Here is a 19455-nt window from a genome sequence, read left to right as displayed (position 1 = left end):
ATGAGGCCTGGCTGGAGCGTTGCACCTTCACCATACTGCGCCGGGAAAACGACCTGACCTGGTTCACGCTCCAGGATCGGGCATCGGGCACACGCTGGCTCGCCGCCCGGGCGCCGATTCAGCGGCCTGCTGTATGCCAGCGGCTGGAGCGCGATTTTCACCTGCGCCTGGATCCGGCCTGGGCGATTGCCCCTGTCGCGTTCATCCGCTCGGCCGAGGGGCCTTTGTTGATCTATCCCGAGCATGGGACGCCGCTGACTGATTTGATTGGTGACACAGCGTTGCCACTGGCGCGCGTGCTGGTCATCGCCGTAACCGCGGCCAACGCACTCGCGAGTGCCCAGAAGATGGGCGTGCGACATGCCAGTCTGCTACCCCACCACTTGGTTGTGGACGCCGCTGACTCGGTCAAACTACTGAGTTTTCACAGCCATGCCGGGGAGGCGCCCGCCGTTGAACTACCCGGCCTGGAGCAGTGGCCTTATCTGGCCCCCGAGCAGGTGCAACGTGATGCCGCCAATTTTGATGCGCGCAGCGATGTCTACGCGCTGACCGCGATTCTTTATCAAGCGCTGACCGGCCGACTGCCGCTCACCGCCCGCGACCCGTCCCAATGGCTGCACGTGCACGCTGCCGTCCAGCCGGAATCACCGGCGATTCATGTCACCGATCTACCAGAAGGCATCTGCCGAGTTCTGCTCAAAGGCCTGGCGAAAGAACCGGGCGCCCGCTACCAGAGTGCCGAATCAATGGCTGCGGATCTGGCCTGGTGCCAACAGCAGTGGCTGGAACATGAGCGTATCGACGCGTTCCGCCTGGGCGCTTTCGATGCGTTGCCTTCCTTGGCCCGCAGCGAGGTGCTGTTCGGTCGAGAGGCCGAACGTACGCAGTTGGTCGAGCTGATTCACCAGGTGGGCAACGATGGCATTGCCCGGGTTCTGCTGGTCGGTGGCGCGCCAGGTGCCGGTAAGTCGATGCTGATCCATCAAGGTGTCCGGCCCCTGGCGCCCGGCTACTGGGCCAGCGGCAAGAGCAATCTGTTGCAGCAGGAAATTCCATTTGCACCCTTGGCAGAAATCTTCAAGTCGCTGATGACCCAGTTGCTGGGCAAGCCGGCTCCGGAGCTGCAGACGCTGGGCGATCAACTGGTCGAACGGCTTAAGGGGCGGGGCAGGCTTCTGGTGGAACTGGCGCCCGAGGCCGAGCTGGTCATCGGGGTCACACCTGAGATGCCGAACATGCCAGCCCGACATGCGCTCGATCACGCCAACCGGACCCTGCTCGATGTATTGGAAGTCTTCGCTCAGCCGGGACGCCCCCTGGTGCTGTTCGTGGATGATGTGCAATGGGCGGACGATTCGACGCTGTCGTTTTTGCAGGCCTTCGTCGCCCGGCGGCCCCGGCATCTGGTGCTGATCCTGGCGTATCGCGAGGCGGAGTCGCAGGCCCTCAAGCGCGACGGGGGCGTGCTGGAGGTGCTGGGCCGTGAGCAATCGTTGCCCTGTGCAAGCGTCATGCTGGGGCCATTGTCGGTGCCCGCGGTCGCAGAGCTGATCGCCGCTGAGCTGGACACCGCCCCCTGGGAGATTGAGGCGCTCGCGCAAGTTGTGCATTACAAGACGGCCGGCAACCCTCTGTTCGTCAGCCAAGTGTTGCGCGCATTGATCGATGAACGTCTGGTACGTTTCGACGTGCAGGGGCGCCGCTGGGTCTGGAATCAACAGGAGGTGGACGGTTATCGCTACGCTGACAACGTTGCAGACTTGATGGTACTGCGACTCGAACGCCTGTCATCGATAGAGCGCGAAGTGCTGCGCACGGCCAGCTATGTCGGCGGGCGCTGTGATGAATCACTGCTGCACCGGCTGTTGCCGTATGAGCTGCAACAGATCACCCATGATGTGCAAAGCCTGGTCGATGCAGGTTTTCTGCTGCGTGAGCACGAGCAACTGGTGTTTCCCCATGACCGCGTGCTTGAGGCGGCCTGTCAGCTTGCGGCGCCAGCGGGGCGCGCCGCCGAGCATGCGCGTATCGCCGGCGCCATGCTTGATCATTGGCGCGAACGGGTCCAAGAGCACGTGTTCGAAGTCGCCAGTCAGGTCCAACGCATTGACGCCGATGAACTGGAGGCGCATCGGCGCGCCGCGTTCATCGAGCTGTTGGTCGAAGCCGCCGAACGCGCCCGGGGCACCGCCGCTGTCGAGCAGGCCGTGGGCTATCTTCGCACGGCCGAAAGTCTGCTCGGTCAGACGGGTTGGTCGAGCCTCTACACCCAGGCGTTCGCCACTCAATGGTTGGCGGCCGAGTGCGACATGCTTCTGGCCGATCTGACTGGTGCCCAACGCCGCCTCGACGACTGCCTGATGCACGCCACTACAGCGCTTGATCGCGCGAAATCCTATCGGTTATTAGCCACCTTGCGCACGCTGTACTCCGATTACGAGGGGGCGATCACCGAGGCGTTGAGCGGTCTGGTCCTGCTGGATATTCCCCTTCAGCGCAGGCCCTCACAGAACGATTTGACCCTGGCATTTACCCAGGTTCGTGAACTTGTCGGCGCACGCCGCATCGCCGATCTGGTGCATTTGCCCAAGGCCGATGACCCTTCTGTGGAAGCGGCCATGGAGTTGCTCAGTACGTTGATTTCTTCGTTCTTCGTCGACGACGACATTCGTTTTCTGCATTTGGCGAAAATGGTCGAACTCACGCTGCTGCATGGCACCACGCCAGGCAGCGGTTACGGTTTAGCCTGGTTTGGCGTGATGATTGCCGAACGCTATGGCGAGTATATGGACGGGCAGGCCTTCGCCGAAGTGGCTCTTGAACTCACCGACAAGCACGGCTACGAAGCAGGGCGCACAGGCACGCTGGTGGCGCTCGATCAGGTCAGTCCTTGGACCCGACCGATGGCGTACGCTCGACAGAAGGCCTTCGCCGCATTCGAGTGCGGCCAGGCCGGCGGCGACCTGGGAATGTCCTGTTACGCCTGCAACCACATCGCCTCCGACCTGCTGTTCATGGGCGAACCCTTGCAAGGGGTGTTGAACGAACTGGAGCATGGATTGGCGTGGGTGCGGCAGTTTCATTACATCGATATCGAGCGCATCCTGCTGGCGCAACAGGCATTCGCCACCGATCTGCGCGACGGGCGCCAGCATCGGCCGTTGGCCGAACTGGATGGCATCGAAAATGACCGTTTCGGCCCCATCGACCGTACCCGTGTGTCGCAGCCGACGCTGTTCTGGTCGTGGCTGTATTCAGGTATGTCGGCGTTTTATTTCGGCGATATCCCTTACGCATTGCGACGTTTCGAAGAAGCAGCCGCGCTGGCCTGGTCCATTCCGGCGCATATCAATCTCGCCGATTACTACCTGTTCTACTGTCTGGCGCTGGGCAGTGCGCAAGCGCCGGGCGAGGTGGCGGAAAAACTGGAAAAACTCGAGCGGCAACGCCTGCGGTTTCTGCCGTGGGTCGAACTCAACCCGATAACCTTTCGGAACAAACTGCTGCTGATCGAGGGGGTCATCGCCCGTTTGCGCGGTCAGGAACTGGTAGCTATCCGTTGTTTCGATCAGTCGCAGATCGCTGCGGCGGCGGCCGGTTTCATCCATGAGCAGGCGCTGGCCCATGAACAGCTAGCCGATATCTGCCTACCTAACGGGCTGGTGTCGGGTGCCAGCCACCACCTGCGTGTCGCGCGCGATTGCTACAACTTGTGGGGCGCCGACAGCAAGGCGCGTCTATTGGAAACCTTGCACCCGTTTCTGAGTGCGGAACCATCGTTCGAACCGGTCCGGCCTGTGACCCAGGTCCGCCTCGATCTTGAAGTGGGGATCGAAGCGGCGCGTGCACTGTCGCAGGAGGTTCTGCTTGAACGACTGGTCGAAACCCTGATGAATCACTTGATGATACAGGCCGGTGCCGACAATGGCGTGCTGATGATCGTCAGCGGCACCGAACTGCAACTGGCTGCGACGGCTTCGGTCGAAGCCGGCAATGTACGGGTCGCTCTGGACTCCGCGCAACCGCTCGAACAGATTGCGCCGGACTCGGTGCTCAACGCCACGATGCGCACGCGCACAACCCTGGTGCTCGACGATGCTCTGGCCGATTGTCCCGAGGCCTACAGCAGCGATCTGCAACAGCGGCAAGTGCGGTCGGTGTTATGCCTGCCGTTGCTCAAACAAGGCACGTTGATCGGCCTTGTTTATCTGGAAAATAGTCTGGTCCCCAAGCTGTTCAGCGCCCAGCGCCTGACCATGCTGGAAATTCTCGCCTCTCAGGCCGCGGTGTCACTGCAAACCGCCAAGTTGTACGAACAGCTAGTCGAAGATAACCAGCTACGCGCGCAAATGGAGGCGGACTTGCGCAGTTCCCGCGCGGAACTGGCGCGTAGCTCGCACCTCAAGGTTATGGGCGAGCTTTCTGCTTCGATTGCCCATGAAATCAGCCAGCCGTTGCTGGGCATCGTGTCCAATGCCTCGGCCAGCCTGCGCTGGCTCAAGCGTGATCAACCCGATCTGGAGGAGGCGATTCAGGGGCTGGAAGACATTCGCTCGGACAGCGCTCGCGCCGCGGACATTGTCCAGGCGCTTCGCGTACTCGCCAAGCAGGCGCCGTTGCAACGGTTACCGTTACAAATCGATGACTTGATCGGAGAGGTCGTACTCCTGACCGCTACCGATCTGGTTAACCGCAACGTGCGCCTGGAAACCCGGCTCGATGCGCAATGCCCGGTGTCGGTCGACGAGGTGCAGATCCAGCAGGTGGTGTTCAACCTGATCACCAATGCGCTGGAGGCCATCGCCGGAGCAGGGTTGCCCAATGGACGCATCATCATCAGCTCAGCGGTGAAGGACGCTCATGTCCAGGTCTGCTTCCAGGACAATGGCCCTGGCATTGACGTACAACAGCGCGAGCAGATCTTCGATGCGTTCTACACCACCAAAGGCAGCGGCATGGGAATGGGCCTGGCCATCTGCAGGTCCGTGATCGGCGCGCACGGTGGGACGCTGGTGGTCCAGGACAGCGAGCAGGGCGCCCGGATTTGCTTCAGCCTGCCACTCGCACCGGCCAGCACTGGATAAAAAAGGCCGCATAAGCGGCCAAAGGGGAGGAGTTCGTTTTGTCGACCTCGATCAGTTCACGACGCGCAGCTCCTGCGAGCGCGACTGTCCCATCCCGTCGACCAGGCTATCGCGAACGCTCCAGTCGGGTATGTCCCGATTGATCACTGGTGGCTGGGTAGGGTGGCTCGTTGCATGATCAAAGGCCCGGCGCCATGCCTTGGGTGTTATCCCTTCCAGACGGCTGAAGGTGCGGGTGAAATGCGAGTGATCCGCGAAACCGCATTCATAGACGACATCTGTGATCGGCATCGAGGTGGTTAGCAGGCTTTTGGCTTTTTCGATTTTCATCATCACTAGCCAGCCTTGCGGCGAGTGGCCGGTAATCTTTTTGAACGCTCGGGAAAAATGGCTACGGGACAGGTTGCAGTGTTCGGCAATCTCGCTGATGCGAACGCAGCTGCCCAAGTCACGCAGCATCAGCTCCTTGGCACGGCGCTCCTGCCAGCCGGACAGGGCGCCCAACGGCCGTACAACAGGACATGGATGGTTTGAATTCACCGATTGCGGGTTCATGGTGGCTCTCCTGATCGTTCAGGAAAGTCTGTCCGCCGGCGACATTTAAAGTCCTTAAGCAAACCTTAAGAGTTATGAAGTGAGCCTTACCTTACGGTCGGCTAAGCCAGTAGTTGTTTAGGAAAATCGTCATTTATGTAGGCTTTACAAATTGCCCCTTCAGCCGCGAATTTCGGCATTGCTGGCCCAATAACCGGGAAGATCCGGAAGTGGAAATTCGGTTGTGCCGGAGTTCGCTGCAGCAGAGCTGAAAAAAGCGGATTCGCTTGAAGTGAAGGTGCGGGCGCTGCTGGCTGAGCGTCGGCAGCGCATTGGATACGAGCGGGAGCTGATTGCAACGACTGACGCCTGCCGCTGATACACAATATCTAGGCGGGCTGGTAATGCTCGGCAGCGTGCATTGCCAAGTAGGCTTTGAGGTTTTCGTCACTTATGCCCAAGGTGCACAAGATTTTAGCCATGAAACTGACCGGAGCAGTACCTGGAGCTGTTACTACGCGCTTATCAGCTACTGCATAGGGGACATCCTGATAGTGAGCCGCTCCGCCATAATTCAGTTTCGATAGGTTCTCTGCCGAGTTGGAAGTGTGACGGAGGTTATCGAGCACGCCCGATTGCGCTAACACACGGGTACCGTCGCAAATGCCTGCGACGATGGTGTGTTTTTCATAGGCAGCGCTAACCAGGGCAGTGATATTGGGGGCCTGATCGGTCTGCCAGATAGTACCTCCACATATTATTAGCAGGTCGAGTTCATCAAGCGGGATGTCCTCGAGCGCTAACTGCGGGGTGACGATCATGCCTCCAGAGGAGGTGACAGGTGTACCTTGGGGCGTAGCGAAGCGTGTATCAAAGCCGTAATAGGCTCGACCAGCAGAGTTGATCAGGGCGGTTTCCCAATCTGAAAAGTTCTCGGTGATAATGGTAATGGCACGTGTCATTAGAGAGTCCTTCTCTGATTGCGTTGACAAATATCTGAGGAATCGCCTTTCCTCACATGAACTCAAAGAGTAACAAGCAGGACCGTCAGTTTCTGTCAGTAGTATTTGGGTGGTGCAGAGGGATGATGTCAACTTCATGCAGCGCAGGAGTTGAATAGCCCCCTGGTCTCGTAGACACATCTGACTGGCTGCTGGAGTGTCCGCTATGGGCCCAGGCTGTGTGAAAACGTTTTAGAGCAGGTTTGACAATCAGGACTGGAACGAAAATCGCGCTCCTAAGCAAATTCCCGGCCTGCTGATTAACCAAACGCTGGCAGATTTTAAGTAGCAACGCAGACTTCAAAATGGCGCATGCGTTTTCACACAGCCTGGGTCGGTAACTGCATCTAGTCAGGGGCAGCAATCGGCCAAAATCGTCCGACAAATTTTCCTTCCAGTCCAATTTACGGTCTAAGGTGGAAACGGAAACCCTATTGAGCAGCGTGTCGTTCAACTCAAGAAAACGGCGATACAGCTCCCTGACTACAATTATCCACGCAGCTGTACCGGACTTAATCCAAAGCGTTGCCTGAAAGTGGTTGCCATGTGCGCCTGGGAGTTAAAGCCGCAGGTGTGGGCGATCTCTGCCAGGCTTGCTGTCGAATCGCGTATCAGCGCGCGGGCCTTGGCAAGGCGTCGGTCGATCAGGTAACTGTGCGGGCTCTTGCCCGTCGCGCTCTTGAACGCTCGCATGAAATAACCTTCGGACAATCCAAGTAAGCCCGCCAATGCTGGTATGCCCAGCGGCCCGTCGAGGCCAGCGTCAATGAACTCATCGAGCAGACGCATTCGGCTGCCGGTGATAGAGCCTTGGGGTGGAGCCGAAAATGTTTGATCGCTCGTCGCCCGTTCAGCCAATGCGAGTGCCCAGGCCTCCCAATCGTTCTCCGCTGAGGCGTGCAACAACGCGCCGCGCATTCGCAGGGCGAGGGTAATGGCCTGCTGATCAATGCGATTGTTGAATGCGCTATCCCCGACCAACATATTCCCGTCGGTGCGCATTACCCGCAGGTATTCACCGCCCGTGGGTGACTTGGACAGCACGTCACAGCCGGTGGGGACGAACGCCAGACTGTTGGGCATGGCATCGAAGGGCAGCACTCGGTCGCTGCCAATGGCGTGAAGGCCTCGCTGGCTGTCGAAGGCAAAGCCAATCGCTGCCTGAGGCGCTACATACCGGGTCGCGTAGGCGGCGCCGGGTAGCAATTCAATCGTCCATGGCCCTGCCTCGACTCGACGGACCGGTTCGGGGCGGGGCGTTGGCTGAAGGCGGCTTCGACGGCTCATGAACGCCATAGTAGTGAAGCGGGGGCACAAAAGTCAGGTCAGTTTTTTGAAAGCCTGCGTGATGCGCCCGTGTCTAGTCTGGGCAAAACCTCAGGGAGACGACTCATGCACAGACTGACTCGCGACGATATCGAGCAAGCTGCTCACCACGTGTACCAAGTCATGCCCGCTACAGCTCAATACCCTTGGCCCTTGTTGGCCGTGCGGTTGGGTTGCACCGTTTGGGTCAAGCACGAAAACCACACACCTACAGGTGCTTTCAAGGTGCGTGGTGGCATTACCTTTATGCACTGGCTAAAGCGCGAGCACCCGGGCATCAAGGGTATTGTCACCGCCACCCGCGGCAACCATGGGCAGAGCCTGGCGCTGGCAGCCGGCGCGCTGGGTTTGAGGGCGTTGATTGTAGTGCCGGAGGGTAACTCGGTAGAAAAGAACAATGCCATGCGCGCCTTTGGCGGTGAAGTGGTCGAGTGTGGCCGCGATTTTGATGAAGCCTGTGAAGAGGCCGGGCGCCTGGCGCAAGCGCATGACCTCTATCTGGTGCCGCCGTTCCATGCCGAGTTGGTCAAAGGCGTGGCCACTTATGCGCTGGAGCTGTTCGAGGCTGCACCGGATCTTGATACGGTTTACGTGCCGATTGGCTGTGGGTCGGGGATTTGTGGGGTGATCGCCGCCCGCGACGCACTTGGCCTGAACACCCGGGTGGTGGGTGTGGTTTCCACTAAGGCTGAGGCCGCAAAGTTGTCGTTTGATGCAGGAGCAATATGCGAAACCGCCTCGGCGAATACCTTTGCTGACGGCCTTGCCGTGCGTAAGCCAATTCCAGAAGCCTTTGCCATCTACGCGCAAGGTGCGCAGCGAATCGTATCAGTCAGTGAGGCGCAGATTGCCGAGGCCATGTGCGTGTATTACACCGATACCCACAATCTTGCTGAAGGGGCGGCTGCGGCGGCCCTCGCGGCGCTCATTCAGGAGCGTGAAGCAATGGCCGGAAGAAGGGTGGGTGTGATTCTGTCCGGAGGGAATGTGGACCGATTGGTGTATGCGAGAGTGATTGCGTGAAGTAAGTCGATGGAGTAAATGCCCGCTGTTGGCCGATTCTGGTGAAGAAGTCGACCCGGGCAGGATTTCTTTGCTTTTTGAAGTGACCTCGGTCAGCTACTACCAATAGTGTTTCCAACACCATCGCCTTGCGGGCCTGCTTGGCCATCGAGCTGAGTTGATCTTGGTCGGAGGAGGTTGGTAGCGGCCATGGCGCTCGTGCAGGGTCAGAGCGGCCGGCCACGGCGATCTCTTCAATACGGGTTTGTATCAGTTGACGGCTCCTTTATGGGGCTCGGCAGCGGGATTGACAACTCGCTCGCGCCGCGGCAAACGGCTGTTGAGCACGGCGTACGCGACCAGACCCATCAGTAGCCCCCAGAACGCTCCGCCAATCCCGAACAAGGTAATGTTGGCGGCGGCTGCCAGGAAGGTAATCAGCGAGGCTTCGCGGGATTTGGCTTCGGCCATGGCACTGGCCAGGCTGCCGCCGATGGTGCCCAGCAGGGCGAGCCCGGCCAGAGTAGTGATGAAGGTTGCCGGGAAGGCCATGAACACCGCAGCGAGGGTCACGCCGAAGACCCCGACGAGGATGTAGAAGACGCCCGCAGCAATGCCGGCGATCCAGCGCTTGGAGGGCTCTTCGTGGGCCCCCTTGCCGGTGCAGATGGCTGCTGTAATCGCCGCGATATTGAATGCGTGGGAACCAAAGGGCGCCATGAGCAGGGAACCCAACCCGGTGATGGTCACGATCGGATTGGCACTGGTGCTGAATCCATCATTGCGCAGCACCAGCATGCCAGGCATGTACTGACCGGTCAGGGTGATCAGAAACAGCGGCATCGCGACACTGAGCAAGGCATTGAGCGAGAACTCAGGCAGGGTGAATACCGGCGCCGCGAGTTGCGGTTCCAGCCCCGACAAATCCACACGTCCCTGAATCAACAGGAAGGCCAGCCCCAGTGCCAAAATGCCCACCACTGCGTAGCGTGCGGTAAAGCGCTTGAGCACGACGTAGGCGACAATCAGCAACCCGACCAGCATAGGGTCAATGCTCATACCGCCAAAAGCACCGATGCCGAACTGCAGCAGGATACCGGCCAGTAGCCCTGCGGCCACACCCGGCGGGATCAGTCGGATGACTTTTTCGAAGTAACCGGACAGGCCCAGCAGCACGAAGGCCGCAGCCGAGAGCATGTACGCGCCCACCGCCTCAGCATAGGGCGTGGTGGCCAGGGCGACGACCAGGAATGCCGCTGCGGGTGTCGACCAGGCGGTGATGATCGGCTCACGGGAAACCCAACTGAGGAACAGCCCGGTAACGCCCACGCCAATCGACACGGACCACACCCACGAAGCCGTCAACTCGGGGCTCAGTCCGGCTACCTTGGCGGCCTGGAAGACCAGAATGAAGGTGCCGCCATAGTTGACGATGACCGAGATCAGACCGGCGACAATCGGATGGATGAGATCGATGAGGCGAATAGGTGACTTGGATGCTGAAGAAGACATGGCTTTATTTTGCTCCTTGCAAAGCGAGGTGCTTGGCCTCGACTGGAAAGTGATTTATAGGGCTGCAATGGTCTGTTTAGCCCCTGCACTTTTTGCGCGGCGGCGTTCAAAGTTGTCCCCCAGGCGATAGAGCGCCGAGCACAGAGGCAGTAGCGATGAACAAAGTCTACGGATAGACTGGCCTGCCTTTGTAGGCCAATTTGTTAGTCTGAGGCAGACCACATGGCGAAAGCCTTCGAGCTCGAAACGCTGAAGATGCGACTCAACGATGCTGAGTTTCAGCTGTTGGATCTGCACCAGCGGATTCAGCGCGCCCTGCGTGCCTTGATCCTCGATGGTGTTCTTGACTCTGGCCTGAAGCTACCGGCGAGCAGGGTCCTGGCCAAGACGCTCGGCGTTGCCCGCGACACGGTCGAGAATGCCTATGTGCAATTGCACCGTGATGGTTTCATCGTGCGGCGCGAGGGCTCTGGCAGTTATGTATCCGATGCGGTTGGCACCAAATTGCTCGGAGCCGCGCGCCGGCGCATAAAATTGAAAGACACTCAACGCAGCGAGGCGGCGCCAGAACCTGGCTTGAGCCTGCGAGGGCGGATGATTTTCGACAGTGGTGGGGTTACCGATCAACAGGTGATCAAGGCCTTTGCCACAGGTCTGCCGGAAACCCGCACCTTCCCCACCGATGTCTGGGAACGCTTACAACGCCAGGTCATGAAGGACTACCGGGACAATGTCCTGCTGCATGGCGACCCGCAAGGCGCTGAGCCTCTGCGCAAGGCCATCGCCACCTACTTGAACCTTGAGCGCGGTGCCAAGTGCTCCCCCGACCAGATCCTGGTGCTGAGCAGTACTCGCCAAGCTCTGTTCCTGTGTGCCCAGATGCTAGTGGACGCCGGCAAACCGATCCTGCTGGAAAACCCAGGCTACTTCGGCGCCAGGAAAGCCTTTGAAACGGCCGAGACCAAGGTCGTGCCCATTGACGTCGATGCACAGGGCATACGCACGGACCTGCTGCAGGCAGACCGCAGCGGCGCCAATTGCGTCTATGTCACGCCTTCTCATCAATACCCCACCGGAGCGACCTTACCGTTGGAGCGTCGACTTGAGCTGATCCGTTGGGCGGCCGAGTGTGGTAAGTGGATCATCGAGGACGACTACGATAGCGAGTTCCACTACGACGGGCTGCCGACCGCGTGCGTGCAGGGCCTGGACAAATACCAGCGCACGATCTACCTCGGTACCTTCAGCAAGACGCTCTATCCGGGGTTGCGGATGGGCTACATGGTGCTGCCTTTCGAGCTGGTCAAAGCTTTCACCTACGCGCGCAGCATCATGGACGGCCACACGCCACAGATCCTTCAACTGACCCTGGCGCGCTTCATGGAAGACGGCCACTACAACTCCCACGTCCGGGCTATGCGCAAACTCTACGCCGGACGCCGTGCAGTTATGCTCGATGCAATCGGCAAGCACCTGGACGGCATTGCCACAGCATTACGCCCCCAAGGCGGGCTGCAGATTCCCTGTCTACTGGCCGATGGCTGGTCGGAGGAAAAGACCATCCACCAAGCTGCCAGCGCGGGCGTGCGACTGCCCGGCCTCAGCCGGTTGTACGCCGGCGATGAGAAGAAACAAGGGTGGCTGTTGGGCTATTCGTCCTTGACCGCTTATGAAATCGAAGCGGCTATGGTGCGTCTGACCAAGGCGCTGAAAACCAAATAGGGCAACGGCAGGCGAAAGATCGTTCCTTTTTCCAACGTTGATTCCACTTCGATTTCCCCGCCATGACCTCCGACAATCTGCGCGGCTATAAATAATCCTAATCCCAGTCCTGAAGACGCTCCGCGCTCACTGTCAGTGTGCCGGGAATAACGTCCTTCCGGATTAAAGAGCGTGGGCAACGCGCTCTTTGGAATAGGCTCTCCTTGGTCTTGCGCACGTCATCCACACCGAGCGGTGAGCCGTGTGCCTTGAAGGTGTCTTGCTCGGGTGAGCCGTCGCCGATGTGCGTACGAACCAGAATTAACGACGGACGCGCAATTTGTTCCCGCGCCGCCTGCAGTGCGGCATTTATCTCCGTGAGGTCATTGCCATCCGCCACCGATATCGTAGTAGCGCGCGGTCTTCGGAGAACGTCATGGCGGCTCCGGCAGCTAGGGTGACCGAGTTGTCGTCGTACAGGCAGGTGAGTTTGCCCAGCTTCAAGTGGCCGGCGAGCGAGGCGGCTTCGCTCGCCACGCCCTCCATCAGATCACCATCGCTGACGAATGCGAAGGTATGGTGGCCGCTGTCGGCCTTTTGCACCATGTCCACCGACAGGAAACGCAGGGTGTCGATGCATTGCTGGTCGAGTTTGCTGGACATGGTGGTCTCCTGAATCGGCGAATGGGGTATCGCCGGGAAGGTGCTCTACATCGCCATGAAGCCCCAGAACATCGCGATCACGACAAGCGCCATTGCGATCGAACAGCACCAGCCCAATGTTCGCAGCCCAGGGTGAATGACGAACGTGCCCATGATGTCTTTGCGCGATGCCATCAACATCATGATGAACATGATAGGTACCGCGATCACACAATTGATTACGGCGCTCCAGAATAACGCTTTAATGGGGTCAATCGGCGCAAAGCAGATCACCACACCCACCAAGGTTGCCGCGCTGATAATGCCGTAAAACGCCTTGTCCGCTTTTGGCTTGGCGGCCAGGCTATTGTCCCATTTGAATGTGCCGGACACTGCATAAGCGGCCGAGCCGGCCAGCACAGGGACCGCTAACATACCGGTGCCAATGATGCCCCCACTGAACAACCAAAAAGCGAACTCCCCCGCAATCGGTCGCAAGGCACTGGCCGCCTGGGAGGATGTTTGAATGTCTGTGACACCATGCATATTGAGTGTGACGGCCGTGGTCAACATAATGAAAAAAGCAATGATGTTAGAAAAGCCCATGCCCACAATCGTGTCCGCTTGAATGCGACTAAAGCTGCTTCGTGCCTGGTTGGGCGCATCAATCAGTGGCCGGGCGTCGGGGGGGGCGACCATGTCTTCAACTTCCTGCGATGCCTGCCAGAAAAAAAGATAGGGGCTGATGGTGGTGCCAAAAATGGCCACCACCATGGTTATGTATTCCGGCTTCCAGGACAGCTGGGGCCATACGGTCTGGCGAGCGACCTGGCCCCAGGGGATATGCACCGCAAACACAGTGCCCACATACGCCAGCAACACGAGTGTCAGCCATTTAAGTACCCGCACATAGCGTTTGTAAGGAATGAACACTTGCAGCAGCAGTGAAATCGCGCCAAAGCAGACCGCATAGAAATGTGCGGAGCCACCGAGCAGCAGTTTCATTGCACTGCCCATCGCGGCGATGTCCGCGGCAATATTAATGGTGTTGGCAAGCATCAACAGCGCGACGATGACAAACAAAAAAGGCTTGGGGTAATGACGGCGGATATTGGTCGCGAGCCCGTGCCCGCTGACGCGGCCTATTTTGGCGCTGATGATCTGAATGCCGACCATCAGTGGGAAGGTGAAAAACAAGGTCCAGAGTGTATTCAAGCCAAACTGCGCGCCAGCTTGCGAATAGGTCGCTATACCGCTTGGATCATCATCCGCCGCGCCCGTGATAAGGCCAGGCCCCAGTTTTTTTATCCACGAGCGATGGGCAACAACCGAAGGCTTGCCTGTGGGTTCTTTCTTATTCATTTTTAATTTCTCAGGGGCACAGGATGCCGCACCAAGTTTTGACTTAGGACCTTTAACGGGAGTTCCGGAATGATTTTCAGAGAATTCTTACACTTTCGTGTATTGGTGCATCCGTGTTTAGGGCTGAGTGGCTACCTAACCTGAATGGCAACTGCACCCGCATTGGTATAGAACTGAATCGCCCTGGGTTTCGTAGACACCTCCATGCCTTAAAATGAGGCCAATCAGGAGGTGCCATGAGCAACCCGCGTTACCCCGAAGAATTCAAAATCCAAGCGGTCAATCAAGTGACCGAAAAGAAGCTCCCTGTCGCTGATGTGGCGGCCCGTCTTGGCGTGTCGACGCATAGCCTCTATGCGTGGATAAAGCGCTAAAGCAAACCTCAAGAAGAACGGCAGCAAGACGATGATCAGCACGCTGAAGTACGCCTTTATCAAGCAGCGCGCGGGCGACTATTCCATTCGACGGCTTTGCCTGGCGCTGAAAGTCCATCCCAGTGGTTATTACTCCTGGTTGTCTGAGCCGCAATCTGCACGCGCTAAAGACGATCAGCGATTGCTGGGTTTGATTAAGCATTCGTGGCTGGAGAGCGGCGGAGGAACAATTTGGTTGCCAGCATGAGTCGCCGAGGCAACTGTCATGACAACGCCGTGGCCGAGAGCTTTTTCCAGCTTCTAAAGCGGGAACGGATCAAGCGGAAAATCTACACCACGCGGCAAGATGCTCGTAGCGATGTATTCGATTACATCGAGATGTTCTACAACGCAAAACGCCGCCATGATTTCAACAATCAGCTGTCACCGGTAGAGTTTGAAAAGCGTTACGCAATGAGCTTTCAAGGTGTCTAGAGAATCCGGGGCAATTCACTGCTTTTTCCGAAGCGGTCAGCGGCAACACCTCCTCCCTAGCGAAAACTTTTAAGCACGACCGAATGGGGGCGTTATGCCATGAAGGCGCGAGTTGATAGCGCCGTAGATGCTGTAGGAGCATAATGGCATATTGAATAAGCCTCACTTAGGGAGAGAGTTTTGGGCAATCCGTGTAATGCTGGATCGGCTGTAATGTTCGTAGTTAAACACCGTATCGCTGCGGAAACTCTAGCCAGACAGATTGACGTCCCGACCGAAAACATTCTTGGCCTTGCCGCACATGAGAGTCAATACGGTAAAGGTCGGTTCGCTACCGAGGGCAACAATTTTTTCTCGATGCACGCGCCAGCGCCTTTACAGACCGGCACGATAACGGCATTGGGCGATCCAAAAATGAAAGTTGCTGCTTTCGCCTCTTTTTTACAGTCAGGGCAGTCTTTTTTGGCGCGATTTGGGAGTGCAGTACGCGGTAAAAAAGATCCGGGCGAGTTTAGCAGAGCCCTTGTTACAAGCCACTTCAACACAGGCGATGCGAAGACGGGCGGGCGCTTTGGGTATGCGAAACTTGTGGAAGACGCAATTGGTATGGTGAAAGCGAGAATGCAATGCGATACATAAGTCGGCTGCAAGCATTGGTGGTTGCTGCTGCCCTGTTGGCCTGTTCGTCCGTGCTTGCGGAATCACTCAACGCAAAGAACATTCGGCCTTCCGGCTTGACAGCGGATCAAGCCAAACAGGTTCTGCTTGTCGTTCTGAAACACCAGCGCTACAAGATGTCAAACCCGGATATGTGGATTGACGGTCCATGGCAGGGCGAAGAGAAAGGGACTCTGTTTCGTGCGGGATACTATGACTTCGGTTTGGTGTTCAATAACCCAAAAGGCGCGGCGTCCAATGTACTGGGCCATTTCGCGGTTAACATCTTAACCGGTGATGTGTGGGAAACCGAAAGCTGCGAACGCTTCAGTTCCGCCACCTTATCGGGAATTCAAAAACGCATTTCCGTGCAGACTGGCAAAAATCTCACTAACGAAGAGGTGGCACGGAGCGAGATAGGCTGCGAGTAGCTGACTACCTTTTTTTCATTGGGTGATTGCAAGCCCGACTCCCCTACGCCGCCTGCCGCCGCATGGTCAGGATAGCAGCACCGAAACCGATGAATGTCGACCCCACCACCCGGCTGACCCAACGGGACAGCGCAGGCCGGGTTAGCACACCCTTGGCCCGCGAGGCGAGCGCGGCATAGAGGCTCAGGGACGACACCGACAATGCCATGAAGATTGAGGTGAGGATCAGAAATTGCGGCAGCAATGCCGCACTCTGATCGATGAACTGCGGGAACAACGCGGTGAAGAACATCGTCGCCTTGGGGTTGGTCACCGCCGTCAGGAAGGCCGCTTTGTACAGTTTGGAACGAGTCGGCCGGCTTTCCTTCAAGTCGTCTTGAATCCCGTCCGGGAGCATCGGGCCCTTTTTGAACAATTGTCTGATGCCCAGGTAGAACAAATAACCGGCACCGATGAACTTCACTGCATTGAACAGCCATTCGGAACTGGCAAGCAGCGCCCCCAGCCCTAGCATGGCAGCGGACGACAGGCAGAACAGGCCACTGGCGTTGCCGAGCGATGACCATATGGCGCTGCGCTGCCCATGGGCCAGGCTATTGTTGATCGCCATCAAGGTCGCAGGCCCTGGGCTGGCAATGGCAATCGCGGCGACCAATGTAAACGTCAGAATCGAGTGAGAATCCATTTTCAAAGCTCGTGGTGGTGGGGGCTGGCATGTTACAGGAACGAACGGGACAACGAGTTAAGTGGTGCTCGGTTTCCCAGACGGTAATTGGATTGAAAGCGTTCCTCGCCTACCGACAGCAACCGACCGAGGCTATGTGAAAACGTTTTTCGGCGCGGCAGGTACTCAAAACCAGACTGGAAATCGCGTTTCTATGCGAAATCCACATCTGCTGACGGGCCAATAAATTTCAGATTTAACGTAGACACGCACACTTCAATTTTGGCGAAGCGTTTTTACACACTCTGGACTCGAAGCGGTCAGTCAACCTGGGGACATAATTTGGATGGTGTGTACCAGTGGACTGCGGAGTCGACATGAACGTGTTTTTGCTTTTGAGGCATGAAGGGCGTGTCGAGCGTGCCCAGTGCTATCGAAACCCAGTCGGCAAATTCGCCTTGAGATCGTGACCAGAACAGCGTCGAGCCACAGTGCGCGCAGAACTCGCGTAGCACCGTCCCTGAGGACGCATAGGTTTTGATGCTGGTGGCGCCGCCAAGTATCCGTAGCGCGTTGCGGGGAACGCTGCCGTACGAAGCGAATGCCGCCCCGTGACCTTTGCGACACTGGCTGCAATGACAATGACTCACTGCTTTTGGTGGAGTGAGTAGCTCGTAACTGACCGCTGCGCATAGGCAGCTTCCTTGGTATACCTCTGTCATGCGCCCAACCCTACACGTGAAAACACGCCAGCTTAACCACCTCAATCAAGACAGTCGACTAACTGCTTTGGGCCGATAATTGCCTGTCGTAACGGTTGGACCCAAGTCTGCTTTTCCTGCTTAGCTATGCGTATTGCGGTTTCCATGTAAGCAACGTATGCAGACAGGCCAGGCGCGATGATGGGAGTGTCTTGTTACCTAGTCACTGACCGCCACGTCACCAGTCCATCCAGGCCATGGTCGGACTTCAGGTATTTGAGCATGTTTTGCGCCTCGGCCTTTTCTTCAAACGGGCCTGCGAAAACGTGGGGCGCTTCATCGAGAATTGTTGGTATGTCGATTAGCGTCATCTGTGCAGCCATCCGTTCAAATTCCTCATCGGTATGGGCAGTAATGCGTGCTACCCAGCCGCTGCGATTTCTCAGGGCGATAGGCTCCACTTCGGCTCCGCAGCGTTTACATCGTGAGGCTGCAGCTTTGATGGCTTGGGTGCAGGCAGGGCAGGGGCGCAGATCTTCGTGCACTAGAGCGTCAACACCGGTTTTTGCCAACCGTGGCATTAACAACACGGCGATCAGGGCTACGCCGGGAAGGAAAAGCCCGATTGCAAACCATCTTGGCCCTGATCGCCCGCGTGTACTCGCAACGTAAGCGGTCACGACCGTGAGAATGAGCCAGAGGGGGAGAGGGACGCCCATTGAACTTCCTTGTTTTGAAGTTTGAGTGATAACCCCGCTGACCGGGCTCATCAAAATATCTACTCTTTGTCAGCAACGCCACCAATAGAGAACAAAGGCTGCAATCAACCCATAGCTGCAGGTGGCGACGGGCAGAAAACAGCCAGAAACGGCTCTTTCCAACTTCGTTACGGCAAAGCCATAGCTGCTGCCAGCAGGCTACGCTGGGCCTCAGGCGCGCTTAAAGTCTCCGGCGAGGCTGATGCCCAACGTACATTCGGTGTCGTTCATCAGAAGGCCTCAGCTCCGCAATGGCCCCGCGCGCTTTTGCTCATTTGCTTGTGACAGCGGTTGCACTTTCTCGGGCGGCTTGATCGAGCCGATGTAAACCGCGATGATCGTCAATAGCGCTCCGCACACTTGGAATGTTGAGCTGGCCTTGCCCAGAAAAGTCACGTCGATGAAATAAGTAATCACCGGTTCCAGCAGCAAGATAAGGCCAGCGACCCCCAGGCTGATCGAGCCGATCGAACGGTTGACCAGTAGCCATCCGACAAACTGCACCAACACGCCGTAGATGATCAGCATTACTAACGTCTGGGCGTCGACGATAGCCAAGCTTTCGCCATTGACCATCGCGTAACCGAGCAACACCAGCGCTGCCCAAATGCCTAGGTTAAGCATCTGGGCTGTCTTGTCACCGCCACCATCAGGCAACTGCGTGTTGACTTTCAGGAAGTAAACGCAAATAGCGTAGGCAAGGCCCGACAAGACGCCAAACACGACCCCCTTGATACCCAGTGAACTCGTCATCTCGGGCACCAGCAGCAAGTAAAGCCCAACGAACGCGAGGATAATGGAGATCAGGAAGTAGATCGAAGGTCGCTCCTTGAGCAAGTACATTCCCAACACGGTCATGAAAAATACTTGGCAATTGGTGAGGATAGAGCCGATGCCGGGACCCACCACATAGATACTCTGATGCCAAAGCACCAAGTCAATTGCCAAAAACACCCCTGCCAAACCGGTGTAGAGTAGGGCGCGATAGCTTTTTAGCAGTACTGGAATCCGGCGGACTTTGAGCAGCAGGAAACACAATATCGACGCGAACAGCATTCGATAGAATCCAGCTCCTCCGGCACCGATATGAGCGAAAGCCGCCGCTAACGCCGAGAGGCTGAGCATCAGCCCACCGACCGTCAATTCGATAATGGCACGGCTATTACTCAGCGACATGTGCATCCCCTTACACGACCCACACTCATTTCTCCCTTTCCTGTTGGACAGAT

General features: G+C 57.6%; 17 protein-coding genes and 2 pseudogenes. 7 read left to right on the top strand and 12 right to left on the bottom strand.

What is annotated here, in order from left to right; translation table 11 throughout:
- Nucleotides 1-32: 32 nt before the first annotated feature.
- Entirely contained in the window at nt 33-5087 is a 5055-nt protein-coding gene (locus J3D54_RS26755; protein ID WP_253426789.1) for an AAA family ATPase, read from the top strand.
- Between the two features lie 51 nt (nt 5088-5138).
- Here J3D54_RS26755 and J3D54_RS26750 read toward each other — a convergent pair whose 3' ends face one another.
- Complete coding sequence (locus tag J3D54_RS26750) at nt 5139-5642, bottom strand: AraC family transcriptional regulator (protein WP_253424944.1); 504 nt, start codon at nt 5640-5642, stop codon at nt 5139-5141.
- A 223-nt stretch (nt 5643-5865) separates the two neighbouring features.
- On the opposite strand from J3D54_RS26750, the gene J3D54_RS30385 reads away from it, so the two are divergent.
- Nucleotides 5866-6000 (top strand): hypothetical protein, encoded by a 135-nt coding sequence (locus J3D54_RS30385; protein ID WP_367399639.1) that lies wholly within the window; start codon nt 5866-5868, stop codon nt 5998-6000.
- Between the two features lie 10 nt (nt 6001-6010).
- Here J3D54_RS30385 and J3D54_RS26745 read toward each other — a convergent pair whose 3' ends face one another.
- Nucleotides 6011-6583 (bottom strand): type 1 glutamine amidotransferase family protein, encoded by a 573-nt coding sequence (locus J3D54_RS26745; RefSeq protein ID WP_253424941.1) that lies wholly within the window; start codon nt 6581-6583, stop codon nt 6011-6013.
- A 528-nt stretch (nt 6584-7111) separates the two neighbouring features.
- Complete coding sequence (locus tag J3D54_RS26740) at nt 7112-7918, bottom strand: helix-turn-helix transcriptional regulator (protein ID WP_253424938.1); 807 nt, start codon at nt 7916-7918, stop codon at nt 7112-7114.
- 96 nt (nt 7919-8014) lie between these two features.
- Between J3D54_RS26740 and J3D54_RS26735 the strand changes: the two genes are divergently transcribed.
- Entirely contained in the window at nt 8015-8971 is a 957-nt protein-coding gene (locus tag J3D54_RS26735) for a threonine dehydratase (protein WP_253424935.1), read from the top strand.
- Nucleotides 8972-9220: 249 nt separating this feature from the next.
- Here the strand turns inward: J3D54_RS26735 and J3D54_RS26730 are convergent, their stop codons facing one another.
- The gene (locus J3D54_RS26730; protein WP_253424932.1) at nt 9221-10462 is read right to left on the bottom strand and encodes a benzoate/H(+) symporter BenE family transporter; all 1242 of its coding nucleotides are present in this window, start codon (nt 10460-10462) and stop codon (nt 9221-9223) included.
- A gap of 222 nt (nt 10463-10684) precedes the next feature.
- Here J3D54_RS26730 and J3D54_RS26725 point away from each other — a divergent pair, with 222 nt between their 5' ends.
- A complete protein-coding gene (locus J3D54_RS26725) occupies nt 10685-12184 on the top strand; it encodes a PLP-dependent aminotransferase family protein (protein WP_253424929.1) in 1500 nt (499 codons plus the stop codon).
- Here J3D54_RS26725 and J3D54_RS26720 read toward each other — a convergent pair.
- The 4 genes and pseudogenes from J3D54_RS26720 to J3D54_RS26710 form a co-directional block, all read right to left on the bottom strand.
- Nucleotides 12130-12384: pseudogene (locus J3D54_RS26720) on the bottom strand (ATP-binding protein); the annotation flags it as partial. The gene J3D54_RS26725 and the pseudogene J3D54_RS26720 overlap by 55 nt on opposite strands.
- Nucleotides 12282-12563 carry a hypothetical protein gene (locus tag J3D54_RS30490; protein ID WP_367399638.1) on the bottom strand — a complete coding sequence of 94 codons (282 nt, stop codon included), beginning with the start codon at nt 12561-12563 and terminating at the stop codon, nt 12282-12284. The pseudogene J3D54_RS26720 and the gene J3D54_RS30490, both read right to left, overlap by 103 nt.
- Nucleotides 12533-12826 carry a hypothetical protein gene (locus J3D54_RS26715; protein WP_253424922.1) on the bottom strand — a complete coding sequence of 98 codons (294 nt, stop codon included), beginning with the start codon at nt 12824-12826 and terminating at the stop codon, nt 12533-12535. Before J3D54_RS26715 ends, J3D54_RS30490 begins: the two co-directional genes overlap by 31 nt.
- A 45-nt stretch (nt 12827-12871) precedes the next feature.
- Nucleotides 12872-14167 carry an NRAMP family divalent metal transporter gene (locus tag J3D54_RS26710; protein ID WP_253424919.1) on the bottom strand — a complete coding sequence of 432 codons (1296 nt, stop codon included), beginning with the start codon at nt 14165-14167 and terminating at the stop codon, nt 12872-12874.
- Between the two features lie 236 nt (nt 14168-14403).
- On the opposite strand from J3D54_RS26710, the pseudogene J3D54_RS26705 reads away from it, so the two are divergent.
- From J3D54_RS26705 to J3D54_RS26695, 3 genes and pseudogenes are all read left to right on the top strand, one after another.
- Nucleotides 14404-15015, top strand: a pseudogene (locus J3D54_RS26705) (transposase).
- 213 nt (nt 15016-15228) lie between these two features.
- Nucleotides 15229-15654, top strand: coding sequence for a glucosaminidase domain-containing protein (locus J3D54_RS26700; protein ID WP_253424916.1), 426 nt, complete (start codon nt 15229-15231; stop codon nt 15652-15654).
- Nucleotides 15642-16103, top strand: a complete 462-nt coding sequence (locus J3D54_RS26695) for a hypothetical protein (RefSeq protein ID WP_253424913.1) — start codon at nt 15642-15644, stop codon at nt 16101-16103. The genes J3D54_RS26700 and J3D54_RS26695 overlap by 13 nt, the downstream gene beginning before the upstream one ends.
- Before the next feature lie 43 nt (nt 16104-16146).
- Here the strand turns inward: J3D54_RS26695 and J3D54_RS26690 are convergent, their stop codons facing one another.
- The 4 genes from J3D54_RS26690 to J3D54_RS26675 all read right to left on the bottom strand — a co-directional run bounded on the left by J3D54_RS26690 (nt 16147) and on the right by J3D54_RS26675 (nt 19402).
- A complete protein-coding gene (locus tag J3D54_RS26690; RefSeq protein ID WP_052964729.1) occupies nt 16147-16788 on the bottom strand; it encodes a LysE family translocator in 642 nt (213 codons plus the stop codon).
- A gap of 299 nt (nt 16789-17087) precedes the next feature.
- Complete coding sequence (locus tag J3D54_RS26685) at nt 17088-17489, bottom strand: GFA family protein (protein ID WP_253424910.1); 402 nt, start codon at nt 17487-17489, stop codon at nt 17088-17090.
- A gap of 194 nt (nt 17490-17683) precedes the next feature.
- Nucleotides 17684-18238, bottom strand: a complete 555-nt coding sequence (locus J3D54_RS26680) for an SPOR domain-containing protein (RefSeq protein WP_253424907.1) — start codon at nt 18236-18238, stop codon at nt 17684-17686.
- A gap of 228 nt (nt 18239-18466) precedes the next feature.
- Entirely contained in the window at nt 18467-19402 is a 936-nt protein-coding gene (locus tag J3D54_RS26675; protein ID WP_253424905.1) for a DMT family transporter, read from the bottom strand.
- Nucleotides 19403-19455: the final 53 nt, after the last annotated feature.

The organism is Pseudomonas sp. GGS8, assembly GCF_024168645.1.
GTDB lineage: Bacteria > Pseudomonadota > Gammaproteobacteria > Pseudomonadales > Pseudomonadaceae > Aquipseudomonas.
The sequence above is the reverse complement of the archived record's forward strand: the minus strand, read 5'-3'. Positions and strand labels throughout refer to the sequence as shown.